At 66.8% G+C, this 20,672-nt stretch carries 15 protein-coding genes; 7 read left to right on the top strand and 8 right to left on the bottom strand.

Going from position 1 to position 20,672, the window contains the following annotated elements; all coding sequences use genetic code 11:
* Positions 1 to 322: 322 nt before the first annotated feature.
* From G513_RS0109165 to G513_RS22255, 5 genes are all read right to left on the bottom strand, one after another.
* A complete protein-coding gene (locus G513_RS0109165) occupies positions 323 to 3,418 on the bottom strand; it encodes an efflux RND transporter permease subunit (RefSeq protein WP_022976538.1) in 3,096 nt (1,031 codons plus the stop codon).
* Complete coding sequence (locus G513_RS22270; RefSeq protein WP_022976537.1) at positions 3,415 to 4,380, bottom strand: efflux RND transporter periplasmic adaptor subunit; 966 nt, start codon at positions 4,378 to 4,380, stop codon at positions 3,415 to 3,417. Before G513_RS22270 ends, G513_RS0109165 begins: the two co-directional genes overlap by 4 nt.
* Positions 4,377 to 5,663, bottom strand: coding sequence for a TolC family protein (locus G513_RS22265; protein ID WP_084711424.1), 1,287 nt, complete (start codon positions 5,661 to 5,663; stop codon positions 4,377 to 4,379). The genes G513_RS22270 and G513_RS22265 overlap by 4 nt, the downstream gene beginning before the upstream one ends.
* Positions 5,664 to 5,795: 132 nt before the next feature.
* Positions 5,796 to 7,973: a polyphosphate kinase 1 gene (gene ppk1, locus G513_RS22260; RefSeq protein ID WP_022976535.1), complete on the bottom strand. Its 2,178-nt coding sequence runs from the start codon at positions 7,971 to 7,973 to the stop codon at positions 5,796 to 5,798.
* A gap of 109 nt (positions 7,974 to 8,082) precedes the next feature.
* The gene (locus G513_RS22255; protein ID WP_022976534.1) at positions 8,083 to 10,821 is read right to left on the bottom strand and encodes a protein kinase domain-containing protein; all 2,739 of its coding nucleotides are present in this window, start codon (positions 10,819 to 10,821) and stop codon (positions 8,083 to 8,085) included.
* Between the two features lie 233 nt (positions 10,822 to 11,054).
* Between G513_RS22255 and G513_RS0109140 the strand changes: the two genes are divergently transcribed.
* The 4 genes from G513_RS0109140 (at position 11,055) to G513_RS0109125 (ending at position 13,721) form a co-directional block, all read left to right on the top strand.
* On the top strand, positions 11,055 to 12,020 hold the full coding sequence (locus tag G513_RS0109140) for a hypothetical protein (RefSeq protein WP_022976533.1): 966 nt from the start codon (positions 11,055 to 11,057) through the stop codon (positions 12,018 to 12,020).
* A 143-nt stretch (positions 12,021 to 12,163) separates the two neighbouring features.
* Complete coding sequence (locus G513_RS22250; protein ID WP_156891504.1) at positions 12,164 to 12,799, top strand: hypothetical protein; 636 nt, start codon at positions 12,164 to 12,166, stop codon at positions 12,797 to 12,799.
* 38 nt (positions 12,800 to 12,837) lie between these two features.
* Complete coding sequence (locus G513_RS0109130; RefSeq protein ID WP_022976531.1) at positions 12,838 to 13,137, top strand: hypothetical protein; 300 nt, start codon at positions 12,838 to 12,840, stop codon at positions 13,135 to 13,137.
* Positions 13,138 to 13,217: 80 nt separating this feature from the next.
* Entirely contained in the window at positions 13,218 to 13,721 is a 504-nt protein-coding gene (locus G513_RS0109125; RefSeq protein WP_022976530.1) for a hypothetical protein, read from the top strand.
* 71 nt (positions 13,722 to 13,792) lie between these two features.
* Here G513_RS0109125 and G513_RS22245 read toward each other — a convergent pair whose 3' ends face one another.
* Complete coding sequence (locus G513_RS22245; protein WP_022976529.1) at positions 13,793 to 14,644, bottom strand: metal-dependent hydrolase; 852 nt, start codon at positions 14,642 to 14,644, stop codon at positions 13,793 to 13,795.
* A 136-nt stretch (positions 14,645 to 14,780) separates the two neighbouring features.
* Between G513_RS22245 and G513_RS22240 the strand changes: the two genes are divergently transcribed.
* Positions 14,781 to 15,644 (top strand): MerR family transcriptional regulator, encoded by an 864-nt coding sequence (locus tag G513_RS22240; protein WP_245563095.1) that lies wholly within the window; start codon positions 14,781 to 14,783, stop codon positions 15,642 to 15,644.
* A 14-nt stretch (positions 15,645 to 15,658) separates the two neighbouring features.
* Here the strand turns inward: G513_RS22240 and G513_RS0109110 are convergent, their stop codons facing one another.
* A complete protein-coding gene (locus G513_RS0109110; RefSeq protein WP_022976527.1) occupies positions 15,659 to 16,369 on the bottom strand; it encodes a glycerophosphodiester phosphodiesterase in 711 nt (236 codons plus the stop codon).
* Positions 16,370 to 16,567: 198 nt separating this feature from the next.
* Here G513_RS0109110 and G513_RS0109105 point away from each other — a divergent pair, with 198 nt between their 5' ends.
* Positions 16,568 to 17,851: a hypothetical protein gene (locus tag G513_RS0109105; protein ID WP_022976526.1), complete on the top strand. Its 1,284-nt coding sequence runs from the start codon at positions 16,568 to 16,570 to the stop codon at positions 17,849 to 17,851.
* Between the two features lie 6 nt (positions 17,852 to 17,857).
* Here G513_RS0109105 and pyk read toward each other — a convergent pair whose 3' ends face one another.
* A complete protein-coding gene (gene pyk / locus G513_RS0109100; RefSeq protein ID WP_022976525.1) occupies positions 17,858 to 19,285 on the bottom strand; it encodes a pyruvate kinase in 1,428 nt (475 codons plus the stop codon).
* 106 nt (positions 19,286 to 19,391) lie between these two features.
* Between pyk and purT the strand changes: the two genes are divergently transcribed.
* Entirely contained in the window at positions 19,392 to 20,606 is a 1,215-nt protein-coding gene (gene purT / locus G513_RS0109095; RefSeq protein ID WP_022976524.1) for a formate-dependent phosphoribosylglycinamide formyltransferase, read from the top strand.
* The last annotated feature ends 66 nt before the right edge of the window (positions 20,607 to 20,672 follow it).

Here is a 20,672-nt window from a genome sequence, read left to right as displayed (position 1 = left end):
GACGAGAGTCGGCGAGATTCGATGTTCAAAGTGGTTCGCGTAGCAGTAAGGATAAAGAGCGCCATGCTGCGCAGCCAGGATCAACGAGGTGAGATCCGCGCGAAACACTATCAACTCTCGGCAGTGAACCTCGAGCTTCCGTTTTGATTCGATATTGAACACCTCAAAGAGGTGCTGGAGGGAAGCCGATAGTTTGCGCATGCCGTTGCGATGCCTTCGAGTTTGTAGAAAAGCGTCGAGATCGTTCTCGTGACACTCTGTTTCTGACGGCCGATTTGGGGGACGCTATCGCATCAAGGTAGTGCCCGGAAAGTCGTAGCGCTCAGCGTCGATGCACAAGCCGATACAACAATGGCAGCACGAATAGCGTCAGCAAAGTCGAACTGAGAATGCCGCCGATCACGACCGTAGCCAGCGGTCGCTGTACCTCGGCACCCAGGCCGGTGTTCAGCGCCATCGGCAGGAATCCAAGTGACGCGACCAGCGCCGTCATCAGCACCGGCCGCAGCCTCAGGGAAGCGCCTTCGATCAGTGCTTCCTGCAGGGGCCGACCTTCGCGGCGCAGCTTGTCGATGAAGCTGAGCAGTACCAGCCCGTTGAGGATCGCCACACCGGATAGCGCGATGAAGCCGACGCCGGCGGTGACCGAGAACGGCAGCCCACGGATGATCAAGGCCAGCACGCCGCCGGTCAGCGCCAGCGGCACGCCACTGAACATCAGCAAGGCATCGCGAACGCTGCCGAAGGCGATCAGCAGCAGTCCGAAGATCGCGGCTAGCGTGAGCGGGGCGATCAGCATCAGCCGCTGATTCGCCGACACCAGTTGCTGATAAGTGCCGCCGTAGGCCAGCCAGACGCCGGGCGGCAGGCGTAGCTGGCGGCTCAGCCGGGCGCGTACGTCGTCGACGAAGCCGCCGAGATCGCGGCCTTCGACGTTGGCGGTGACCACCACGCGGCGCTTGCCGTTCTCACGGGAAATCTGGTTCGGGCCGTTGCTCAAGGTCAGCGTTGCCACTTCGCTAAGCGGGATCGCGCCGCCGTCCGGCAATGCGATCGGCAGCCGCGCTAGCGCCCGCAAGTCCTGGCGCAGCGCTTCCGGCAGGCGGATGACGATGGCCTGACGACGGTCGCCATCGATCAGATGACCGGCATCGAGGCCGGACAGCGCGTTGGCCACTGTGCGCTGCAGATCGCCGATATTCAGGCCGTAGCGATAGAGCAGCGCGCGCTTCGGCTCGATGTTGAGCAGCGGCAGGCCTTCGGTGGCTTCGCGCTTCACGTCGATCGCGCCGGGCACGGCCGAGAGCAGGGTTTCGACCTGCGCGCCGAGGCGGTTCAGGGTGTCCAGATCGTCGCCGTGGATCTTCACCGCCAGCGCGCTCTTGACGCCAGACAGCAGCTCGTTAATTCGCAGCGCCACCGGCTGCGAGAACTCGGTGACCGTGCCCGGCAGGGTCGCTGCCGCCGCCTGCAGTTCGCGCAGCAGTTGCGCCTTCGGCTTGGCGGGATCGGGCCATTCGGCGCGCGGTTTCATCAGCACATAGGTTTCGCCTTCGCCGGGCGCGGTCGGGTCGATGGCGATTTCGGTAGTGCCCATGCCGGCAAACACGCGGCGCACTTCCGGCACCGCGGCCAGCACGAGGTCCAGTTCCTTCTCGAGCGCCAGGCCCTGGCTCAGGCTGGTGCCGGGAATGCGCCGGACCTCGATCAGCACATCGCCTTCGTCGAGCGAGGGAATGAACTCGCTGCCGAGCCGGGTTGCCTGCGCGCCGCTGACAATCACCAGCGCCAATGCCACAAGGAGCACCGGCAGCGGATGACGCAGGGCGCTGCCGAGTACGGCCGCATAGCGGCGCCGCAGGCGTCGGGTCAGCCCGGCCTCGCGCTCGGCACCGGCGCGTTTCAGCGCCACGGCAACGGCCGCCGGCACGAACGTCAGGCTGAACATCAGGGCTGCGACCAGCGCCATCATCACGGTCAGCGCCATCGGCTGGAACAGTTTTCCCTCGGCACCCTGGAACGCGAAGATCGGCAGATAGACCAGGGTGATGATCGCCACGCCGAACAGGCTCGGCCGGATCACTTCGCGTGCTGCTTCGTAGGCCAGCCTGCGGCGCTGTTCGTCGCTCAGCGGGCCCGCGGCCTGCGCTTGCGCCAATCGCCGTGTGCAGTTCTCGACGATGATCACCGCACCGTCGACGATCAGGCCGAAGTCCAGCGCGCCCAGCGACATCAGGTTGGCGCTGACACCGAGCTCGACCATGCCGGTGACGGTCATCAGCATCGCCAGCGGAATCACCGCCGCGGTGATCAGTGCGGCGCGCAGACTGCCGAGCATCAGGAACAGCACGACGATCACCAGCGCAGCCCCTTCGAGCAGGTTGGTGCGTACGGTTGCGATCGTCTGATCGACCAGGGCGCTGCGGTCGTACAGCGGCTCGATGGTCACGCCCTTGGGCGCACTGGCGCGGATCGCCTTGAGCTTTGCAGCAGCGGCGCGGGCGACGGTCCGGCTGTTCTCGCCGAGCCGCATGATCACCGTGCCGATCACCGTTTCCCGGCCGTCGATCAAGGCTGCGCTGGTGCGCAGCGGCACGCCTCGGCTGACTTCCGCGACATCGGCCACCCGCACCGGCACGCCGCCGCGCCGGGTGACGACGACATCGGCAATGTCGCGCGCCGTTTTCAGTAGACCAGGCACGCGGATCAGCACCTGCTCGCCGTTCTTCTCGACCTGGCCGGCGCCGAGCGTGGCGTTATTCGCTTCGATCGCCGCGGCCAGATCGGCGAAGCTCAAGCTCCAGGCGAGCAGCCGCGCCGGCGACGGCGCCACCAGCCATTCCTGCTCGTAGCCGCCGGTGGTGTTGATCTCCGAAACGCCGGCGACCTGCAGCAACTGCGGGCGGATCACCCAGTCCTGCAAGCCGCGCAGCGCGGCGAGATCCCAAGGCCGGCCATCGGGCTGGCGGGCTTCCGGCGTGGCCGTGATCGCGTAGAGCAGGATTTCGCCGAGGCCGGTCGCTACTGGCCCGAGCCTGGGCGCGACCCCGGGCGGTACGGCCGCGCGCACCGCCTGCAGACGTTCGGAAATCAGGTTGCGGGCGAAGTAGATGTCGGAGCTGTCGTCGAATACCGCGGTGACCTGCGACAGGCCATAGCGCGATTGCGAACGCGTGTAAGCCAGCCCCGGCAGACCGGCCAGCGCGGTCTCCACCGCGTAAGTGACCTGGGCTTCGACTTCCTGTGGGGTGGCGCCCGGGAAGGCGCTGGTGATCTGCACCTGGGTATTGGTCAGATCGGGCACCGCGTCGATGTTCAGCCGGGTGAAATTCCAGGCGCCGAACAGTGCCAGCAAAGACACCGAGATCAGCACCAGCACCCGCCGTTCGACGGCGAAGCGCAGGCCGGCTTCGATCACGGTGCGGCCTCGCGTGCTTCGGTTTTGTCGGCGTCGTCTTCCTCAAGTCCGGCCTTGCCCAACTCGGCCTTGACCACGAAGCTGCCGGCCGACACATAGGCCTCGCCAGCGACGAGCCCGGACAGGATTTCGACCCGGCTGGCATCGCTGCGACCGGTCTGCACGCTGCGTGGCGCGTAGCCGCCGGACACCGGCACGAACACGGTGGTCACGCCGTCGAGCGTCTGCAAGGCGGTCGATTCGATCGCCACCGCCGCGGCATCGGCGCCGAGTTCGACACTGGCGTTGACGAACAGACCTGGCGTCCATTGCCGGCCCGGATTTGGCAGGGTCACGCGGGCGGTCAAGGTCTGCGTTGCCGCTTCGCCGAGCGCGCCGACCAGATCGATGCGGCCGCTGCCGCTGAGTCGTGCATCGACACTGGCCACGGTGACGGTCTGGCCGATTTTCACTTGCCCGACATCGGCCGGAAACAGGCTCAGCTCGACCCAGACGGTGCTCAGATCGGTGATCGAGAACAGCACTTCGCTGCCGGCCTGTTCGCCGGGATCGGCCTCGCGCGCAGTCACCGTGCCGGCCATCGGCGCCAGCACCGGATAGGTCTGCAGGCTGTCGTTGCTTTCGATCGTCGCCATCACCTCGCCCTTGGCCACGTTGTCGCCGATCGCCTTGGCGACACTGCGGATCGAACCAGGAAAACGGGCGACGACTTCGCGGACTCTCTCGGCATTCGGCCTGATCGTGCCGTACAGCGGCAGGTGGTCACGGATTTCGGCCGGGCCGGCGATGGCGGTGTGGATGTCGACTTTCGCGGCGGCAGCCTCGCTGATTCGCGCCAGCAGCGGCGCCTGCGCTTCGTCGGCTTTCGGTGCTGTCGCGACGGGCTCGAAGGTCGACTCGCGTTGGCAGGCGCTCAGCAAGCTCAGCGCGGCGAGCAGCAGCAATCGACGACGGACAGTCATGGCGCAGCTCCGGCAGGTGCGGTCGTCGTTGTCGCGGCCGGCAGCGCTTCGCCGGTCAGCCGCTCGATCTCGTTCAGGGTCAGGTGGTAACGCTCGGCAGCGTCGATGTGCTGGCGCTCGACGGCCAGCAGTTCGCGCTGCACGTCTACCCATTCCAGATAGCCGTAGCGACCGCGCTGGTAGGCGTATTCGGCTTGCTTCAGCGCGTCATGGGCGCGCGGCAGGATTTCCCTCTCCAGGCCTTCGACTTCGGCGCGCGCCTGCGCCAGCTGCTGATAGAGCCCGTACAGCTCGCTGTTCAGGCGCAGCGCCAGTGCCACCCGTTCGGCATCGACTCTTTCCCGCGCCGCGCGCGCCGAGGCGATGTTGCCGGCATTGCGATCATTGAAGCCCAGCGGCAATGTCGCGCCGAACAGCAGCGCTTCATCGCCGCCCTGCTGGGTGCGGCGCAGGCCCGCTTCCAGGGTCAGGTTCTGCACGCCGGCGGCCAGCGCCAGCCGCAGTTCGGCATCGCGCAGGCGGGCCTCGCTCAGGAATCGGGCGAGATCGGGATTGCGTTCCAGCCGATCGCGCAGCTGCTCGAAAGCATCGACTGCCGGCAGGCGATACAGAGCCGCGGAGACCTGCGCGAAGGCGGGCTCGCGGTCGCCCCACAGGGTGGCGAGCCGCTGGCGATCGGCGGCGAGCTGACGCTGCACCTCGGTCTGATCAAGCTGTGCGCGCGCAAGCGCGATGCCGGCGCGGCTGGCTTCGGCGAGCGGCGAACGGGCGGCGTCGACCCGCTTCTGCACCTCGTCGCGTGTTGCCGCGGCCAGTTGCACGGCGCGGGCCGCGAGCGCGACCCGTTCCTGATCTGCCGCTACCCCGACGAAGCGACGCGCGACTTCGGCGACCACGTCGAGCTGGCGGACCTGGCGTTCGGCTTCGATGATCCGCCGCTCCTCGCTGGCCACCTCGACCCGGCGCCGGCGCTTGTCGCCGAGTTCGAGGGTCTGGCTCAGGGACAGCGAGAACTCGGCACCGGTGAAGCCGCGACTCTGGCCGGTGCCGAGAAAGTCCTCGGCCTGGAAATCGAGTTGCGGATTCGGCCGCACCGCCGCCTGTGCTGCCTGCCCGTCCTGGGCCTTGAACGCGTAGGCAAAGTTGCGCAGCTCGGGATTGCCGGCGAGCGCGGCACGAACGGCGTCGCGCAAGCTCAGTTTAGCGTCGGGCGGCTGGGCGTAGGCCGCCGCAGTCAGCAGCAGGCCCATTCCGGCCATGAGCCGCCACGCGCGCGCTGCCATCGTCGTCCGTTCTCCTCGCCGGTCGCGGCTGCCGGCTGCACCGCCTCTGGAGAGCGACGTCGGAACCGGTAGCGGGTGCGCCGATTGTAGGCGCGGAGCGGCGAGATCGAACGCCTCGCTACAGCGGTGACATCAGCTCGCCGCCTTGCGCCGCGCCCGCGGCTTCGGCACCAGCTTCAGCACCGGTTCGGCGGCATCGACGGCGGCCAGGCCGGGCACGGTGATGACACCGGCTTCGGCGAGCATGCGCACCTGCACGCCGATCGCGTCGGCTTCCGAGTCAGCCGTGGATTCCGGGCGCAGGTAGCGGCCATCGGCCTGCAGCAGCCAGCTCTGCGTGGTGTCGGCGAGATAAGCGAGCAGATGCTCCATGACCCGTTCGCGGATTGCCTGATCGCGCAGCGGGAAAGCGACTTCGACTCTTCGCAGCAGGTTGCGCTCCATCCAGTCGGCACTCGACAGCCAGACCTCATCGGCGCCGCCGTTGTGGAACCAGAACACGCGCTGATGTTCGAGGAAACGGCCGATCACCGAGCGCACGCGGATGTTGTCGGACAGGCCCGGCACGCCGGGCTGCAGGCTGCACATGCCGCGCACGATCAGATCGATCTGCACGCCGGCCTGCGAGGCCTCGTACAGCGCCTTGATCGTTTCCGGTTCGACCAGGCCGTTCATCTTGGCGACGATGCGGCCGGGCTTGCCGGCCTGCACCTGTTCGATCTCGCGGGCAATCCGCGCCCGAACGCCGATGGCCAGCGTGAACGGTGCCTGCAGCAGGCATTTCAACTCCGGCACCTTGCCGAGGCTGGTCAGTTGCAGGAAGACGTTGTGGATGTCGCGGCAGATCGCCGGATCGGCGGTCATCAGGCCGTAGTCGGTGTACATCCGCGCGGTGCGCGGATGGTAGTTGCCGGTGCCCAGATGGGCGTAGTGCTTCAGCACCGGCGCCGCGCCGGGCACCGAAGCATCGGTCTCGCGACGGACGATCAGCATCATCTTGGCGTGGGTCTTGTAGCCGACCACGCCGTAGACGACATGGGCGCCCACGTCCTGCAGCGCTTCCGCCAGCGAGATGTTGTCGGCCTCGTCGAAGCGCGCACGCAGTTCGACGACCACGGTCACTTCCTTGCCGGCGCGCGCTGCCTGGATCAGCGCTTCGGCGACCAGGCTCTTGGCGCCGGTGCGGTACAGCGTCTGCTTGATCGCCAGCACATTCGGGTCTTTCGCGGCCTGGCGCAGCAGTTCCAGCACCGGGCCGAAGGAGTCGTACGGATGCTGCAGCAGGCGGTCCTTCTCGCGCATCGCCGCGAACAGATCGCCGGACAATGCTTTCGGTACGCGCGGCGTGAACGGCGGGTCTTTCAGATCGGGGCGATCGACCAGATCCGGAATCGCCAGCAAGCGCATCAGGTTGACCGGGCCGTTGCACTGGTAGATATCGCCGGGCGCCAGGTTCAGCTCTTCGGCGAGGTAACGAACCAGTTGATCCGGGCAGTTGTGCGCCACTTCCAGGCGCACGGTATCGCCCCACTGGCGCTGCTCCAGTTCATCTTCGAGCGCTTCGAGCAGATCGGAGGCCTCGGCTTCATCGACCAGCAGATCGGAATTGCGGGTGACCCGGAACTGGTAGCAGCCGCTCGGTGACATGCCCGGGAACAGCTGATCGACATGGGCATGGATGACGCTGGACAGGAACACGAAATCGTTCGGCCCGGTGCCCGGCACCGAGGACGGCACGCGGATCAGCCGCGGCAGCGCGCGCGGCGCCTGGACCACGGCGTAACCGATGTTGCGGCCGAAGGCATCGCGCCCGGACAGCGAGACGATGAAGTTCAGCGACTTGTTCATGATCCGCGGGAACGGATGCGCCGGATCGAGGCCGATCGGCGACAGCACCGGCATCACCTCGGTCTCGAAGTAGGTCTTCAGCCAGGCGTCCTGCTCCGGCGTCCAGTGACTACGACGAACGAAGCGAATCTGCTCGGCGTCCAGCGCCGGAATCAGTACCTCGTTGAGCATCCGGTATTGCGCGTCGACCAGCTGATGCCCGGCGGCCGAGATCATCGCCAGCAATTCGGTCGGCGTGCTGCCATCGGGCCCGACCGAGGTGGCGCCGACCTTGGCCATCTGCTTCAGGCCGGCGACGCGGATCTCGAAGAATTCATCGAGATTCGAGCAGGAAATGCACAGGAACTTGAGGCGCTCCAGCAACGGCACCCGCGTGTCTTCGGCCTGGGCCAAGACGCGGTGATTGAACTCGAGCAGCGACAGTTCGCGGTTGAGGAACGACGGAGCAGGGGCGGAAGTCATGCGGGCGGCGGCACGGAAGATGATCGGGAATCGTACTAGAAGGGGCTTTGATGACAATTGAGAGACAGCGCGGGCGGTGGTCTGCCGGCGCCGCCGGGCGGCCTCTGGCTCATTGACCGACGAGTACCGCCTGGAACGGCTCGATATCGCTGGCGGCCACACCGGCCTTGTTCATCGCAGTGATCGCCTGATCGAGCGCCTGTCGGCTGGCCGGGCTGTGGTCGCGCTGGTGGACGATCCTCGCCTTCAGTGCCGTCAGCAGTTCGGCGCGGCCGGGATCGCTGGTGGTCGCCTGCAGCGCTTTCGCATCGATGCCAGCCAAGGCCTGCAGCGCTTCCGAGTAGCGGCCGAGGTCGCCGGCGAGATCGGCGAGTCCGAAGCGGGCGGCTTGAACCAGCGCCGATTGCGCCCCCGAGGTTTCGACCAGCCCAGCTTCCGCCGCGCGCAGATCGATCAGCGCAGCGTCGCGCTGGCCCTGCTCGGCTTCCAGGAAACCGAGATTCATCCGCTCGACCAGGGTGTACTGGTTCTTCGCGCCCCAGCGGCGCAGCGAACGGGCCAGCACCTCGCGCTGCACGGTGAGCGCGGCGCTGCTGTCACCGGCCATCGACTGCAGGCGGCCGAGGCTGGACAGCGCGTTGATCGTTCGCTGCGCGTCAGGGCCTTCGAGCTGCTCGAAACTGCCGACCGCGGCTTGCGCGTACGGAATCGCTTCGCCGACGCGATTCTGGGCGCGCAAGGCATTGGCCAGGTTCAGCCGGGCGCTGGCCAGCACCGCGCCGCCGACATTGGCTTCGCTATAGCGTTCGCCGGACAGCATTTCGCGGGCGATCAGCTCGGCTTCGCGTGGCCGCTGCAGGCGCAGCAGGCAGCCGGCGATGCTGCCGTCGATATGGGCCGCGGTGGCGGCGTCATCCGGATAAAGCAGCTGGTTCAGGCGCTGGGCATTGCGGTAGCGGGCCAGCGCGGCTTCCGGTTCGATCTTCTGGTAATGCCAGGTGCCGTGCGCCAGCTGGGCGCGCAAGGCCACGTCGCCGACTGCCAGCAGCCGGGCGCCAGCGGCCGCATCGCTGCGAGCCAGCTGGTCGCGGGCTTCGTCGAAGCGCGACAGGAAGCTCAAGGACAGTGCCCGTTCGTAGCCGGTCAGCACCGCCTCGTCGGACAGCGGCCCGAGGGCGGCATCGAACAGGGTCAGCGCGCGAGCCAGCTGCGGCTCGGCGAGATCGTAGTTGCCCAGTGCCCGATAGGCGCGGCCCAGCGTCCGCCGCAGCCCGGCCTCGACCAGCGGCGCGCCCTCGAACCGGCTGCCCAGCCGTTCGGCCGCGCGGTCGATCACTTCGCGCAGCGGCGGGTTGCGCTGATACCAGGCGGTGGTGGCGCCGCCGGCACCGGCGGCGCCGAGCAGGTCATCGGTCAGGAAGCGGTTCGAGGCTTCGGCGAGCGCGGCCTGCCGATGCGCCTCGTCGCGGGCCAGACTGGCCCGGCGGGCCTGCCACAGGCTGACTGCCAATCCGAGGACCAGTACCGCGGCAGCGGCGAGCATCCATGGCCGCCGCCCATGGCTGCGTTCGAGCCGGCGTTCGGCGAGCGCCGCCCGAGTCTCTGCATCGTGCAGCCGGTCTGCGGTCTCGCGGCGACGGTCACGGTCGCGCAGCCGCTGGATCAGGGCGGCGACCGTTTCCAGCCGCTGCTGGGGCTGGCCCGCGGTTGCCGCCGCGATATCGGTGCGAGCCAGCGGATCGGCGATGTCCTGCTCCCAGCCGGTCGCCATCGGCCGCTTCAGATCGCCGACCAGCAGCTGGTACAGGATCAGGCCGAGCGCGTAGACATCGCTCTGCACGGTCGGACTTCGCCCGGCGATCAGCTCGGGTGCCAGATACAGCGGCGTGCCGCTGGCGTCGGTCGCTGCGTCGGCCACCGTGAAGCCGAGCCGGGTGATGCCGAGCGCTTCGAGACGCTCCGGCTCCAGCAATCTGCCACTGCCGAAATCGCCGAGTTTCGGCTGCCAGCCGGGCTCGCCCGTCGCCGAGGGATGCCGTGCAATCAGCACATTGGCCGGCTTCAGATCCTTGTGCAGCACGCCGACCGAATGAGCGGCAGCAACGGCCTCGGCAATCGCGAGAAACAGCGCGATCCGCGCTTCAACGTCGAGCGCGGCGAGATGGCCCTGCGCGGCCCACGCGGCGAGATCGCTGCCGCCGTCCTCGCATTCGAGAAAGAACGGCGGTGACTCGAAGTTCCAGTCGAGCAGGCGGATCAGATCGTCGCGAGCGCCCAGCGCTTCCCGAAGCAGCCGGGCCAGGGTCGCTTCGCGCTTCAGCGCCGCCAGTCGTTCACCGTCCCGGCTGAACTTGTAGATGCGTGATTCGCCGGACTTCGGATGGTGCGCGCGCCAGACTTCGGCGCCGGAGCTGCTACCGAGCAGCGCTTCCAGCCGGAAGCCGTCGCGCCCCGGCACCGGCGCGCCCGGCGCAAGCGCCAGCTGGGTCTTGAGTTGACGGCCGACGGTCGAGCGTTCGACGGGACCGATCAGCCGATAGCCGATCCGCGGCAACGTGATGATCCTTGCGCCTTCCACTTCGCCCAGCGCCTTGCGCAGCTTGGTGACGGCGTTGGCCAGCACGTTGTCGACGGTCGGCCGGCCGGCCCACACCGAGTCCAGCAGCTCCTCGCGGGTGACGACTTCATCCGGATGGCGCAGCAGCTCGGCAAGCAGCTGCAAGGGCCGCTGTTCGAGTTCGACCAATTCGCCATCGACGCTCAGCGTCTGCCGCGCCTCGTCGAATTCCACCGCACCGAAACGGTAGCGATACAGCGGCGTGTCGCGGCGCGGCACCTTGGCTTCCATGAGGGGGCGATATCCAGTCCGCGTTTCGCGACATCGTGTTTATCGCGTGCCCGGCGGCGATCGGTCAACAGGCCGTCGTCCCAGGTCGCGGACCAGCGCCTGGTGACAGGTTCAAAGCATTGGCTGCATAGGGAAAACTCAGCCGTTAGGGTTCCGTTAGCGCGCGGTTATGACAGGCGGCCGGCGGCCGTTGCCCACTGCAGGCCTCTTACCCACCGCAGAGGCCGCCCGCCATGATGCCCAGCCGCCGTTCCTGTCCGAGCCTCCGTCCGCAGCGTGGCCGCATCGCTGCCGTGCTTGCCATCGCTTTGCTGCTGGTCGCCTGCGGCAAGAGCGGCAGCCCCGGCAATCAGCCCGCTGCTGCGGCGGCATCTGCCAGTACTGAACGGGCGGGCGATGGCCTGCCCGAGGTCGACTGTCCGGCGAAGATCAGGAGCAAGGTCGATGGTCCTGACATCGCCGGCCTGAAGCTCGGCCTGACGCGCGACGAAGCGCTGAACCTGGCGCGCTGCGCGCAGAAGAACGCGGTGGTGGTCAACGAGGACCGCTTCTTCTCCGAGCTGAACACCGGTGCGATGAAGCTCGGCCCGCAGCAGTTCACCGTTCAGTCCGGCGAGACCGCCGAGTGCAAGTACAAGAGCATGGCCGACATGCAGGCCTGCGGCCTTGGCAACCGAGTCTGGAAGCATGTCGACGAAACGGTGACCGTGGCGACACCCGGCGTACCGGGGCGCGAGACCGCGGTCGGCATCTGGCGCACGCAGTACTACCGGCCGGGCGAGCAGCCCGCCGCCGACTCTGTGCAGCAGGCGCTGATCGCCAAGTACGGTGCGCCACAGCGCACCCAGAAGAACGATGGCGGCAATCGCCCCTGGGTGCAGATCTGGTGGCTCAGCGATCCCGGCGGCCAGCCGATCTCGGCCCAGAATCCGCTCGCCAGTCGCTGCCCGACGATCAATGCCCGCGGTGATGTCCACCAGGGCTGGAGCGAAGCCTGCGGCATAACCGTCGCCGCGATGATCAATCTGGCGCCGGACAATCCGCTGCTGGTCAACGAGCTGAGCGTCGGCATGGCCGACCAGGCCAGGCTCTACGCCTACGGCACGGCGATGCAGGAAGAAATCCTGGCGCTGGAGCAGCAGCGCCAGCAGAACGAGCTGAAGGCCGCCCAGCAGGGCGCCGCGGCGCCGAAGCTGTGAGCGGCGCGATGACTTTCGCTCCGCGAATGCTTCCAGGCCCGGTTGTCTTCGCTGCCCTGGCGACGCTGGTCCTGCTTGCCGCCTGCAGCAAATCGGCCAGTCCGGCGGCCCCGCCAGCGGCGGTCTATGGCGCAGCTCCAGCAATGTCGCCGACACCCGCGCCAACGGCGTCCGCTGCTTCGTCGTCCGAAGCGTCGCCGTCATCAGCGCCGGGTGTCGTCGGCACCGGGACGCTGGACTATCCGGACAACCTGCAATTGCTGCTGCTTGCCTACCGGCTCGTCGGCCAGACGCCGCCGCTGGAAGCCTGGGCGGCGCAAGCCCCGACAGTACGGACGGCCGACGAGTTCTCGCGCGCCGCCGCACTCAAGGCCGAGCTGGAGCGGCTGGAGGCGATCGCCGCGTCGACCGCCGAAACCGGCTTCCTGAAGCTGAAGACCGACTGCAACCTCAGCGAATACGACGCTGGCCGCGGCGGCTATTACCTGCCGGCCTTCGAACCCGGTGTCAGCTACAGCTTCGAGGCTTACGGCGAGAAATTCGCGCTGCAGCTGGGCAACAGCGCCGATGCCTATCTCTGGCCACTGGCGCCGGACGCCGCCCGCGAAGCGCTGCGCAAAGCCGGCATGCGCGCCGTCGACGTCGACATGCGCATCGCCATCGGCCGGGCCACGCGCCGTGCCGGCGGCCTGCTGATCGAAGGCCGGGTGCTCGACTACCGCGTGATCAGCCGCCAGTACGGCAATCCGGCGCAGCTCGGCGCCGTGGCCCTGCGCTGAAACCGCTCGAACCCTTCGTCCACCAGGGAGACATCGCCATGAAGAAAGCCGCTTTGCATCTGCTGCTGATCGCCACGCTCGCCGCTTGCGGCGGCGGTGGCCTGTCCGGCGAGTACGGCAGCGTCAACGAGATCAACGGCCGCTGGGACACGCTGTACACGTTCAAGGGCGATCGGGTCGAAATCGACCTGCTCGGCAACATCCAGGTCGGCAGCTTCAAGGTCGAGGACGGCAAGGTCTACATCACCTTCGCCGGCCAGACCCAGGCGATGCGCATCGACGACAGCGGCTGTATCGACGGCGGCCTGCTGCTCGGCCGCGCCTGCAAGAAATCCTGAACGCGACGTTCGGCCCCGATGCGCCGAGCGCGACCCATGCCGTCCTCTTACTGGCTTTTCCACGCAACCGGATGTGAACGATGACCAAATACTGCGGTGAAATCTCTGTCGGTGCGGTTGACGGCGGCGGCACGGTATCGGCCGGCAGCCGCGACCCAATGACGGGCCACTACAACCCCGGCTTCACGGTTCCGGTGGCCGTGGAACTGATCAGCTTCCGCATCGGCACGACCTTCTTTCGGAAAATACGGCTCTGCCAGGCGTTCGTGTCGCAGTTCGTCCACCCCGGCGACCATGCCTGCATCTATGTCTTCAAGCAGCTCGGAATCACCAACGTCATCATCGGCATCAAGTCCAGCCAGTTTCCGTCTTACGCGATCAGCCGGCGGCGCATGGTGCTGATGGTCTTCGCGCAATACCTGTTCGGCGTATTGCTGGGCATCATTCCCGCGCTGATCCTGCTTGGCTGGCTCAGCCCGGTGCTGGCAATCCTGGCGACGTTTGCGCTGCCGACCTACGGGGCCTGGACGCTGGTCGAGGCGTACAAGGAAATGAGCGCCGATTTCGCTGCCGCACCGGCCTGACGCCGCGTCGCCGCGCACGAAAAAGGCCGGACGAGATGAACTCGTCCGGCCCGGTTTTCAGCACATCCGGATCAGGCAGCGGCAGCCATCTTCGGCGACTTCTTGGCCGGCACGCCGTACTGCTCGTTGATCGCGTCGATCTGGTTCAGGAAGTGGCGGTTGTCGTGATCCCAGGGATGGAAGCCCGGCTTGAAGTAGTCCAGCCAGGGCAGCGCGATGCCGCGCAGGCCGCCGGCCGGGCCAACCATGAACCAGGCGAACTTGGCCCATTCACGCAGCCCCTTCTTGGTGGTCTTGTCGGCAATCAGCATGCGCGCCATCGCTGCCGCGATCAGCGACAGGAAGATGCTGGTGATCACCACCAGGGTCGAGGTGCGCAGCAGATAGGCGCGCAGATCGCTGCCGACCACTTTCGAGTAGACGTCGAAGGCCACGGCCTTGTGCTCGGTTTCCTCGAGCGCATGCCATTGCCACATCGCCGTCATCGTCGGATTGCTGCCCTCGATCAGTTCCGGCTTGCGCAGCAGCAGATCGCCATAGATCGCGGTGAAATGCTCCAGCGCGATGGTGATCGACAGCTGCGCCGGCTCTGGCAGGCGCTTGGCGGCTTCGATGATCTTGAAGATGCTCTGCACCAGCTGTTCGGCGGGCATGCCCTGCTCGGCGAGGCGCTCGTTGTATTCCTCATGCTCGCGGCCGTGCATCGCTTCCTGGCCGATGAAGCCGGTGACCTGGGCCTTGAGCTCCGGATCGGTGATCTGGTCGCGGTAATGACGCAGGGAATGGATGAAGAAGCGCTCGCCGTCCGGAAAGAACAGCGACAGCGTATTCATGTAGGCGCTGACCAGCGGACCATTGGCATTCCAGGTCTTCAGATCGACATCGGCCAGCTTGAACTGCAGATCGCGGCGGACGGGCATCATGGTGCGGCTCCTCGGTTTGTAAGGTCAGCGGTAGCAAGCTAGTGCTGGGCTGAAACTGTGACATCAATTGATGTCACAGTGCAATAGTAACAATGCCAGCAAGGAGACTGTCAAGCGGCGGGTGTCGATCGGTATGATGGCGACCATGAAAGGCATTCTCGGCCGCTTGTCATCGCTTTCCTTGCCCGAACTGGGGAGGGCAACTCCCGTGCCCGTGCCGCCGGTGGGGCCCGAATACACGATCGACCAGCTGGCGCGGCAGGCCAACACCACGGTGCGCAACGTCCGCGCCTATCAGGATCGCGGCATCATTCCGCCGCCCGAGCGCCGCGGCCGGGCTGGCGTCTACAACGCCGATCACCTGTCGCGCCTGCGCATCGTCGGCCAGCTGCTGGCCCGCGGTTACACGCTGTCGTCGATCGGCGAGCTGATCGAAGCGCTCGACCAGGGCCAGAATCTGGCGCAGGTGATCGGCATCGAATCCGCCGTTGCCAGCCCCTGGAGCGACGAGCAGCCGGTCACGTTCACCCTGCAGGATTTGGTCAAGCTGTTCGACGGCAATTTCGACCCGCGCCTGCTGGCCAGCGTCGTCGATCTGGAAATCCTGCAACAGCAGGGCGGCAAATTCATGGCGCCCAGCCCGAAGATGATCCACGCCGCTTCAGAACTGGTGCGGATCGGTATTCCGCTGGCCGACATGCTCAATGTCGTCGGCCTGCTGCGTGCCAATGTCGAACGCGCTGCGGAAGCGATGGTGCAGTTGATCGACCGCCACCTGCTCGACAAGTACGGCGACGGTCTGCCGCCGCCCGAGGAATCCGCCGAGATCGGCGATCTGATCTGGCGCCTGCGGCCACTGGTGGAAATGGCCGTGCACGCCGAGGTCTCGCGAGCGATGCAGCGGGCGGCCAGTCAGCATCTGGGCGATCGCCTCAGCCACGTGCTCGAGCAGTTCGAGCGCAGTCGTCAGCCTGCACAGCCGGTCGACGACGACGCCTGAGCTGTGGCGAGGCTTCAGCCAGCCGTCACCGCCAGCGCCCGATCCGGGTAGTCGCTGAACACGCCGTCGACGCCCATCTCGCGCAGCATCCGCATCTCCGCCGGATCGTTGACCGTGTAGACGAACACCTTGATGCCGTGCTTGTGAGCGTCCTCGATCAAGCGCGGATCGACGAATTCGGATGACAGGTTCAGCGTTGCCGCACCCAGTTCCACCGCACAGCCGGCCCAGTCCAGCGGCACACCGCAGATCAGGGCGCCGATCGGGATTTCCGGTGCGTACTGCTTGAACTCCCAGAGTTCGGGCAGGTGGAACGAGGACACCAGGAATTTCTCCGGCGGCCAGCCCGCCTCGAGATAGCTGCGGATCACGCTGGCCACCGCTTCGCCGGTGCCGCCGGCGCTCTTCAGCTCGATGTTGACGCCAACCTGCTGCTCGACCAGATCGAGCACCTCGGTGAGCGTCGGAATCTGCTGGCCCTGGCCGGCGTCGAGCGCCCGCAGCATGCCCAGCGACTGGCTGGCCAGAAAGCCCTGGCCGTTGGTGGTGCGATCCAGGGTCAGATCATGGAACACCAGCAGCTCGCCGGAATCGTGCAGCTGCACGTCGAACTCGACCCAGGGCGCGCCGAGGCGGATCGCGGTGTCGATCGCCAGCAAGGTGTTCTCCGGCGCGTGCCCGCGGGCGCCCCGGTGACCGATCACGGTGAACTCGTTCGCGTACATGAATGCCTCGTCTGCAAAAGGCCCATTGATACTTTACGCTCCGCCGTCAGCAGCCGGACCGGGCCGTTCAAACCGGTATGTGCTGGCGTCGAAAAGGTCTTGGACGGTTTCGACGCATGCCGATAGTGTCGATTTTTCAAGGGGTTGGCGAGCGATTGTCCGGCGACCTCACGACTACCTCCACGGAAGGGATCAGCCATGACCGTGTCCTCGCGCAGCGAAGCAAAGCACCGCCCGTTCCGACCAGCCATCCGCCAAGCCGCCGCCGGTCGCCACTGCCGCACGATGGTCTCGCTGCTGGCCGGCCTGTTCGCCGTGGTGCTCCAGACGCCCGCCCAGGCCCAGGCCCCGACCGCTGGCCTGACCGGCTGCGACTGGTACGAAGCACCGATCAAGCTCGCCTATCCGGAAACCAACGCCCGCTATTACCAGGCGGATCTGCCGGTGCGGCCGCCGGCCGGTTCGCGCATCCGCATCGAGGGCCAGTATCCGGCGACGCGTTATTTCTCGTTCCAGATCTACGATCCGAGCTATGCGCCGATCGATGACCTGAGCGATCACCTGATCACGGCCGACCGCGGCAGCCAGTCGACCCTGCTCGGCCCGACGACGGGCAATCCCGACGTCGAACCCGGCGGCCGTTACACCGCCTACGTGAGATACGGCGCGGTGCCCAAGACCCGGCAGCGCAACACCCTGTACACCGATGACAGCATCGGTGCCGCGCGCCAGTACCGGCTGACGATGCGCACCTATCTCGAAGACCAGCGGGTGCCGCTGCCGAAACTGGTGCTTGAAACGCCGAACGGTGATCGGCCGATCGGCGTCGGCCTGTGCCGGCCGCCGATCAGCCTGCCGCCGCTCGAAGAACCGTCCCTGACGCCGCCGGTGAGCGGCGTGGTCAGCCTGCTCGGTTCGCGCCGGGTGCCGTTCGAAGTGTTCTATGGCGCGCAGAACGGTGACAGCGAGTTCGGCCTGAACCAGAACGCCGCCTACATGTCGGCGACCGTGCGCAATGTCGGCGAATTGATCCTGATCCGCGGCCGGGCGCCGACGTTCCGCGAGCGTGACGGCCGCGTGCCTCTGCTGCCGGACGTGCGCTACTGGTCGTTCTGCCAGAACGCCAAGGTGCTGACCACGGTGATCGCCTGCCGGGCCGACCGCGAGATTCCGGTCGATGCCAGAGGCAATTACCACATCGTGGTGGCCGATGGCGCTGCCGAGCGCCTGCCGAAAGACAGCGGCTACGCGGCCCTGCCGTTCGGCCCCGTGGTGCTCGGCTTCCTGATCTATCGCCAGTTGCTGCCCGACGCCGATTTCGTCGGCGCGATCGGCCAGGTGCCGCAAGGCACACCGCCACGAGACGTGATCGGCGACTACACGCCGGTTGCCACCTACTGCCCGCCAGCGCTGTTCGAGGCGAGGGTCAGGGCCGGCGACACGCCGTACCAGGTCTTTGCAGCCTGCGCCGCGGCGCCCTGAGTCGATTCAGACGATGCTGACGATCTTCATCGTGTTGGTGCCGCCGAGCTCGCCGGTGAGATCGCCGCGAGTCAGCAGCACCCGGTCACCGGTGGCGATGACCTTGCGATACTTGAGGCAGTCGATTGCTTCGCGCTCGGCCTGCATCGCATCGGCGGTCGAGGGATCGAAGGCCACCGGGTAGACGCCGCGGCACATCGACATCTTGCGGCGCGTGGTTTCGTGGCGAGTCAGCGCGTAGACCGGGATCGTCGTATCGGTACGCGACACCATCTGCGCCGTCGAGCCGGATTCGGTCAGGGACACGATCGCCTTCGCCTGCATGTGCTGCGCGGTCCAGGTGGTGGCCATCGCCACCGCTTCGTCGACTCGGCCGAAATGCGCGTCCATGGTTCGCCGCGAACGCTCGCGCGACGGCATCGCCCGTTCGGCGCCGAGGCAGACGCGGGACATCGCTTCGATGGTCTTCACCGGCCAGCGGCCAGTCGCGGTCTCGGCCGACAGCATCACCGCATCGGTGCCGTCCATCACCGCATTGGCGACATCGAGCACTTCGGCGCGGGTCGGAATCGGATTGACGATCATCGATTCCATCATCTGCGTGGCAGTGATCACCATGCGGTTCGCTTCGCGCGACGCGGCGATGATCTTCTTCTGCCAGCCCGGCAACTCGGCATCGCCGATCTCCACGCCGAGATCGCCGCGAGCGACCATCACCACATCACTCGCCGCGATGATTTCTTCGAGATTCGGCAGCGCTTCGGCACGCTCGATCTTGGCGACCAGGAACGCCGAACCACCGGCCGCGTTCATCAGCGCGCGGGCTTCGTCCATGTCCGCCGCCGAGCGCGGGAAGCTCACCGCGATGAAATCGGCGCCGATCGAGATTGCGTGGATCAGGTCTTCGCGGTCCTTGTCGGTGAGCGCTGCGGCGGACAGACCACCGCCCTGCTTGTTGATGCCCTTGCGGTTCGACAGGATGCCGCCAAGCACCACGACGGTATCGATCCGCGTGCCTTCAACCGCTGTCACCCGCAAGGTGATCGCGCCATCGTTGAGCAGCAGGATGTCGCCGGCCACGGTGTCGCGCGGTAGATCGGCGTAAGCGCAGCCGACCGCGTTGACGTCGCCGGCATCGGCGCCGATCGAGGTATCGAGCACGAAGGCCGCGCCCTCGATCAGTTCCACCGGCCCGTTGGCGAAGCTTTCGATGCGGATCTTCGGGCCTTGAAGGTCAGCGAGGATGCCGATGTCGTAACCCATCTCGTGAGCGACGGCGCGCACGGCCGTGGCGCGGCGGGCGTGATCGCTGGCCTTGCCATGCGAGTAGTTGAGGCGGACCACGTCGACACCGGCGATCAGCAGCCGCTTCAGCACGGCGGGGTCATCGGTGGCCGGGCCGAGCGTGGCGAGAATCTTGGTACGACGAGTCATGGCAGCTTCGTTCTAGTTAGGGCCGACTGGTGGCGCAGTGTGACGAGCGCCTGTGACAGTATTCTCCCCCTTCTCGGCCCCGATGCACGAATACGTTCACCCGAATATGCACACGACAACCGCTACCGTCCTCGGCACCCCGCTCGCTCCCAATGCCACTCGCGTGATGCTGCTGGGGGCTGGCGAACTCGGCAAGGAAGTGGTCATCGAGCTGCAGCGGCTCGGTGTCGAAACCATCGCTGTCGACCGCTATGCGAACGCACCGGCGATGCAGGTGGCCCATCGCAGCCATGTGATCAAGATGCTCGATGCCGCCGAACTGCGCCGGATCATCGCGTTGGAAAAGCCGCACTACATCGTTCCCGAGATCGAAGCGATCCACACGGTGACCTTGCAGGAACTGGAAGCCGAAGGCGTTGCCACGGTGATTCCGACCGCCCGCGCCGCGCGCCTGACCATGGACCGCGAAGGCATCCGCCGCCTCGCCGCCGAAACGCTGCGCCTGCCGACCTCGCCGTATCGCTTCGCCGACAACTGGGATGACTACGCGGCCGCCGTCAAGACGATCGGCATTCCCTGCGTGGTCAAGCCGATCATGTCCTCGTCCGGCAAGGGCCAGAGCACGATCAAGTCGCAGGCCGATGTGAAGAAGGCCTGGGACTACGCGCAGGCCGGCGGCCGTGCCGGTGCCGGGCGGGTGATCATCGAAGGCTTCATTCCGTTCGACTACGAAATCACCTTGCTGACCGTGCGCAGCTTGGGTGCCGATGGCGCGATCCAGACCCGCTTCTGCGCGCCGATCGGCCATCTGCAGATCGACGGCGATTACCGCGAATCCTGGCAGCCGCACCCGATGTCGGTCACCGCGCTGAAGAAGGCCGAAGCGATTGCCGAGGCGGTCACCGCCAACCTCGGCGGCCGGGGGCTGTTCGGCGTCGAGCTGTTCGTCAAGGGCGATGACGTGATCTTCAGCGAAGTGTCACCGCGCCCGCACGACACCGGCCTGGTCACCCTGATCTCGCAGGATCTGCCGCAGTTCTCGCTGCACGCCCGGGCGATCCTCGGCCTGCCGATTCCGAGCATCCGCCAGCGCGGTGCGGCGGCGTCCTGCGCACTGCTGTTCGAGGGCGAAGTGATCGCACCGCGCTATACCGGCCTGGCGCAAGCGCTGGCTGATTCGGACACCCAGCTGCGCCTGTTCGGCAAGCCGGAAATCTCCGGCCGCCGGCGCATGGGCGTGACCCTGGCGCTGGCCGCGACGGTTGACCAGGCGCGCGCCAAGGCGCGCAAGGCGGCCGCGGCGATCAAGCTGGCGCCTTGAATCAAAGTCCCCGTCATGCCCGCGGAGGCGGGCATCCAGTTCTCCGGCTTCCAGCGGTTCGCCAAC

Origin of the sequence: Nevskia ramosa DSM 11499 (assembly GCF_000420645.1) — a bacterium.
In the GTDB taxonomy this organism is placed as follows: Bacteria; Pseudomonadota; Gammaproteobacteria; order Nevskiales; family Nevskiaceae; genus Nevskia; species Nevskia ramosa.
Note: the sequence above shows the minus strand (reverse complement) of the source record. Positions and strands in the feature narration are given on the sequence as shown.

What these genes read in the sequence shown, in the direction of transcription:
- G513_RS22270 (WP_022976537.1), bottom strand. Translation starts at nt 4,380, where the DNA reads ATGACTGTCCGTCGTCGATTGCTGCTGCTCGCCGCGCTGAGCTTGCTG.
- G513_RS22265 (WP_084711424.1), bottom strand. Translation starts at nt 5,663, where the DNA reads ATGGCAGCGCGCGCGTGGCGGCTCATGGCCGGAATGGGCCTGCTGCTG.
- ppk1 (WP_022976535.1), bottom strand. Translation starts at nt 7,973, where the DNA reads ATGACTTCCGCCCCTGCTCCGTCGTTCCTCAACCGCGAACTGTCGCTG.
- G513_RS22255 (WP_022976534.1), bottom strand. Translation starts at nt 10,821, where the DNA reads ATGGAAGCCAAGGTGCCGCGCCGCGACACGCCGCTGTATCGCTACCGT.
- G513_RS0109140 (WP_022976533.1), top strand. Translation starts at nt 11,055, where the DNA reads ATGATGCCCAGCCGCCGTTCCTGTCCGAGCCTCCGTCCGCAGCGTGGC.
- G513_RS22250 (WP_156891504.1), top strand. Translation starts at nt 12,164, where the DNA reads ATGTCGCCGACACCCGCGCCAACGGCGTCCGCTGCTTCGTCGTCCGAA.
- G513_RS0109130 (WP_022976531.1), top strand. Translation starts at nt 12,838, where the DNA reads ATGAAGAAAGCCGCTTTGCATCTGCTGCTGATCGCCACGCTCGCCGCT.
- G513_RS0109125 (WP_022976530.1), top strand. Translation starts at nt 13,218, where the DNA reads ATGACCAAATACTGCGGTGAAATCTCTGTCGGTGCGGTTGACGGCGGC.
- G513_RS22245 (WP_022976529.1), bottom strand. Translation starts at nt 14,644, where the DNA reads ATGATGCCCGTCCGCCGCGATCTGCAGTTCAAGCTGGCCGATGTCGAT.
- G513_RS22240 (WP_245563095.1), top strand. Translation starts at nt 14,781, where the DNA reads ATGGCGACCATGAAAGGCATTCTCGGCCGCTTGTCATCGCTTTCCTTG.
- G513_RS0109110 (WP_022976527.1), bottom strand. Translation starts at nt 16,369, where the DNA reads ATGTACGCGAACGAGTTCACCGTGATCGGTCACCGGGGCGCCCGCGGG.
- G513_RS0109105 (WP_022976526.1), top strand. Translation starts at nt 16,568, where the DNA reads ATGACCGTGTCCTCGCGCAGCGAAGCAAAGCACCGCCCGTTCCGACCA.
- pyk (WP_022976525.1), bottom strand. Translation starts at nt 19,285, where the DNA reads ATGACTCGTCGTACCAAGATTCTCGCCACGCTCGGCCCGGCCACCGAT.
- purT (WP_022976524.1), top strand. Translation starts at nt 19,392, where the DNA reads ATGCACACGACAACCGCTACCGTCCTCGGCACCCCGCTCGCTCCCAAT.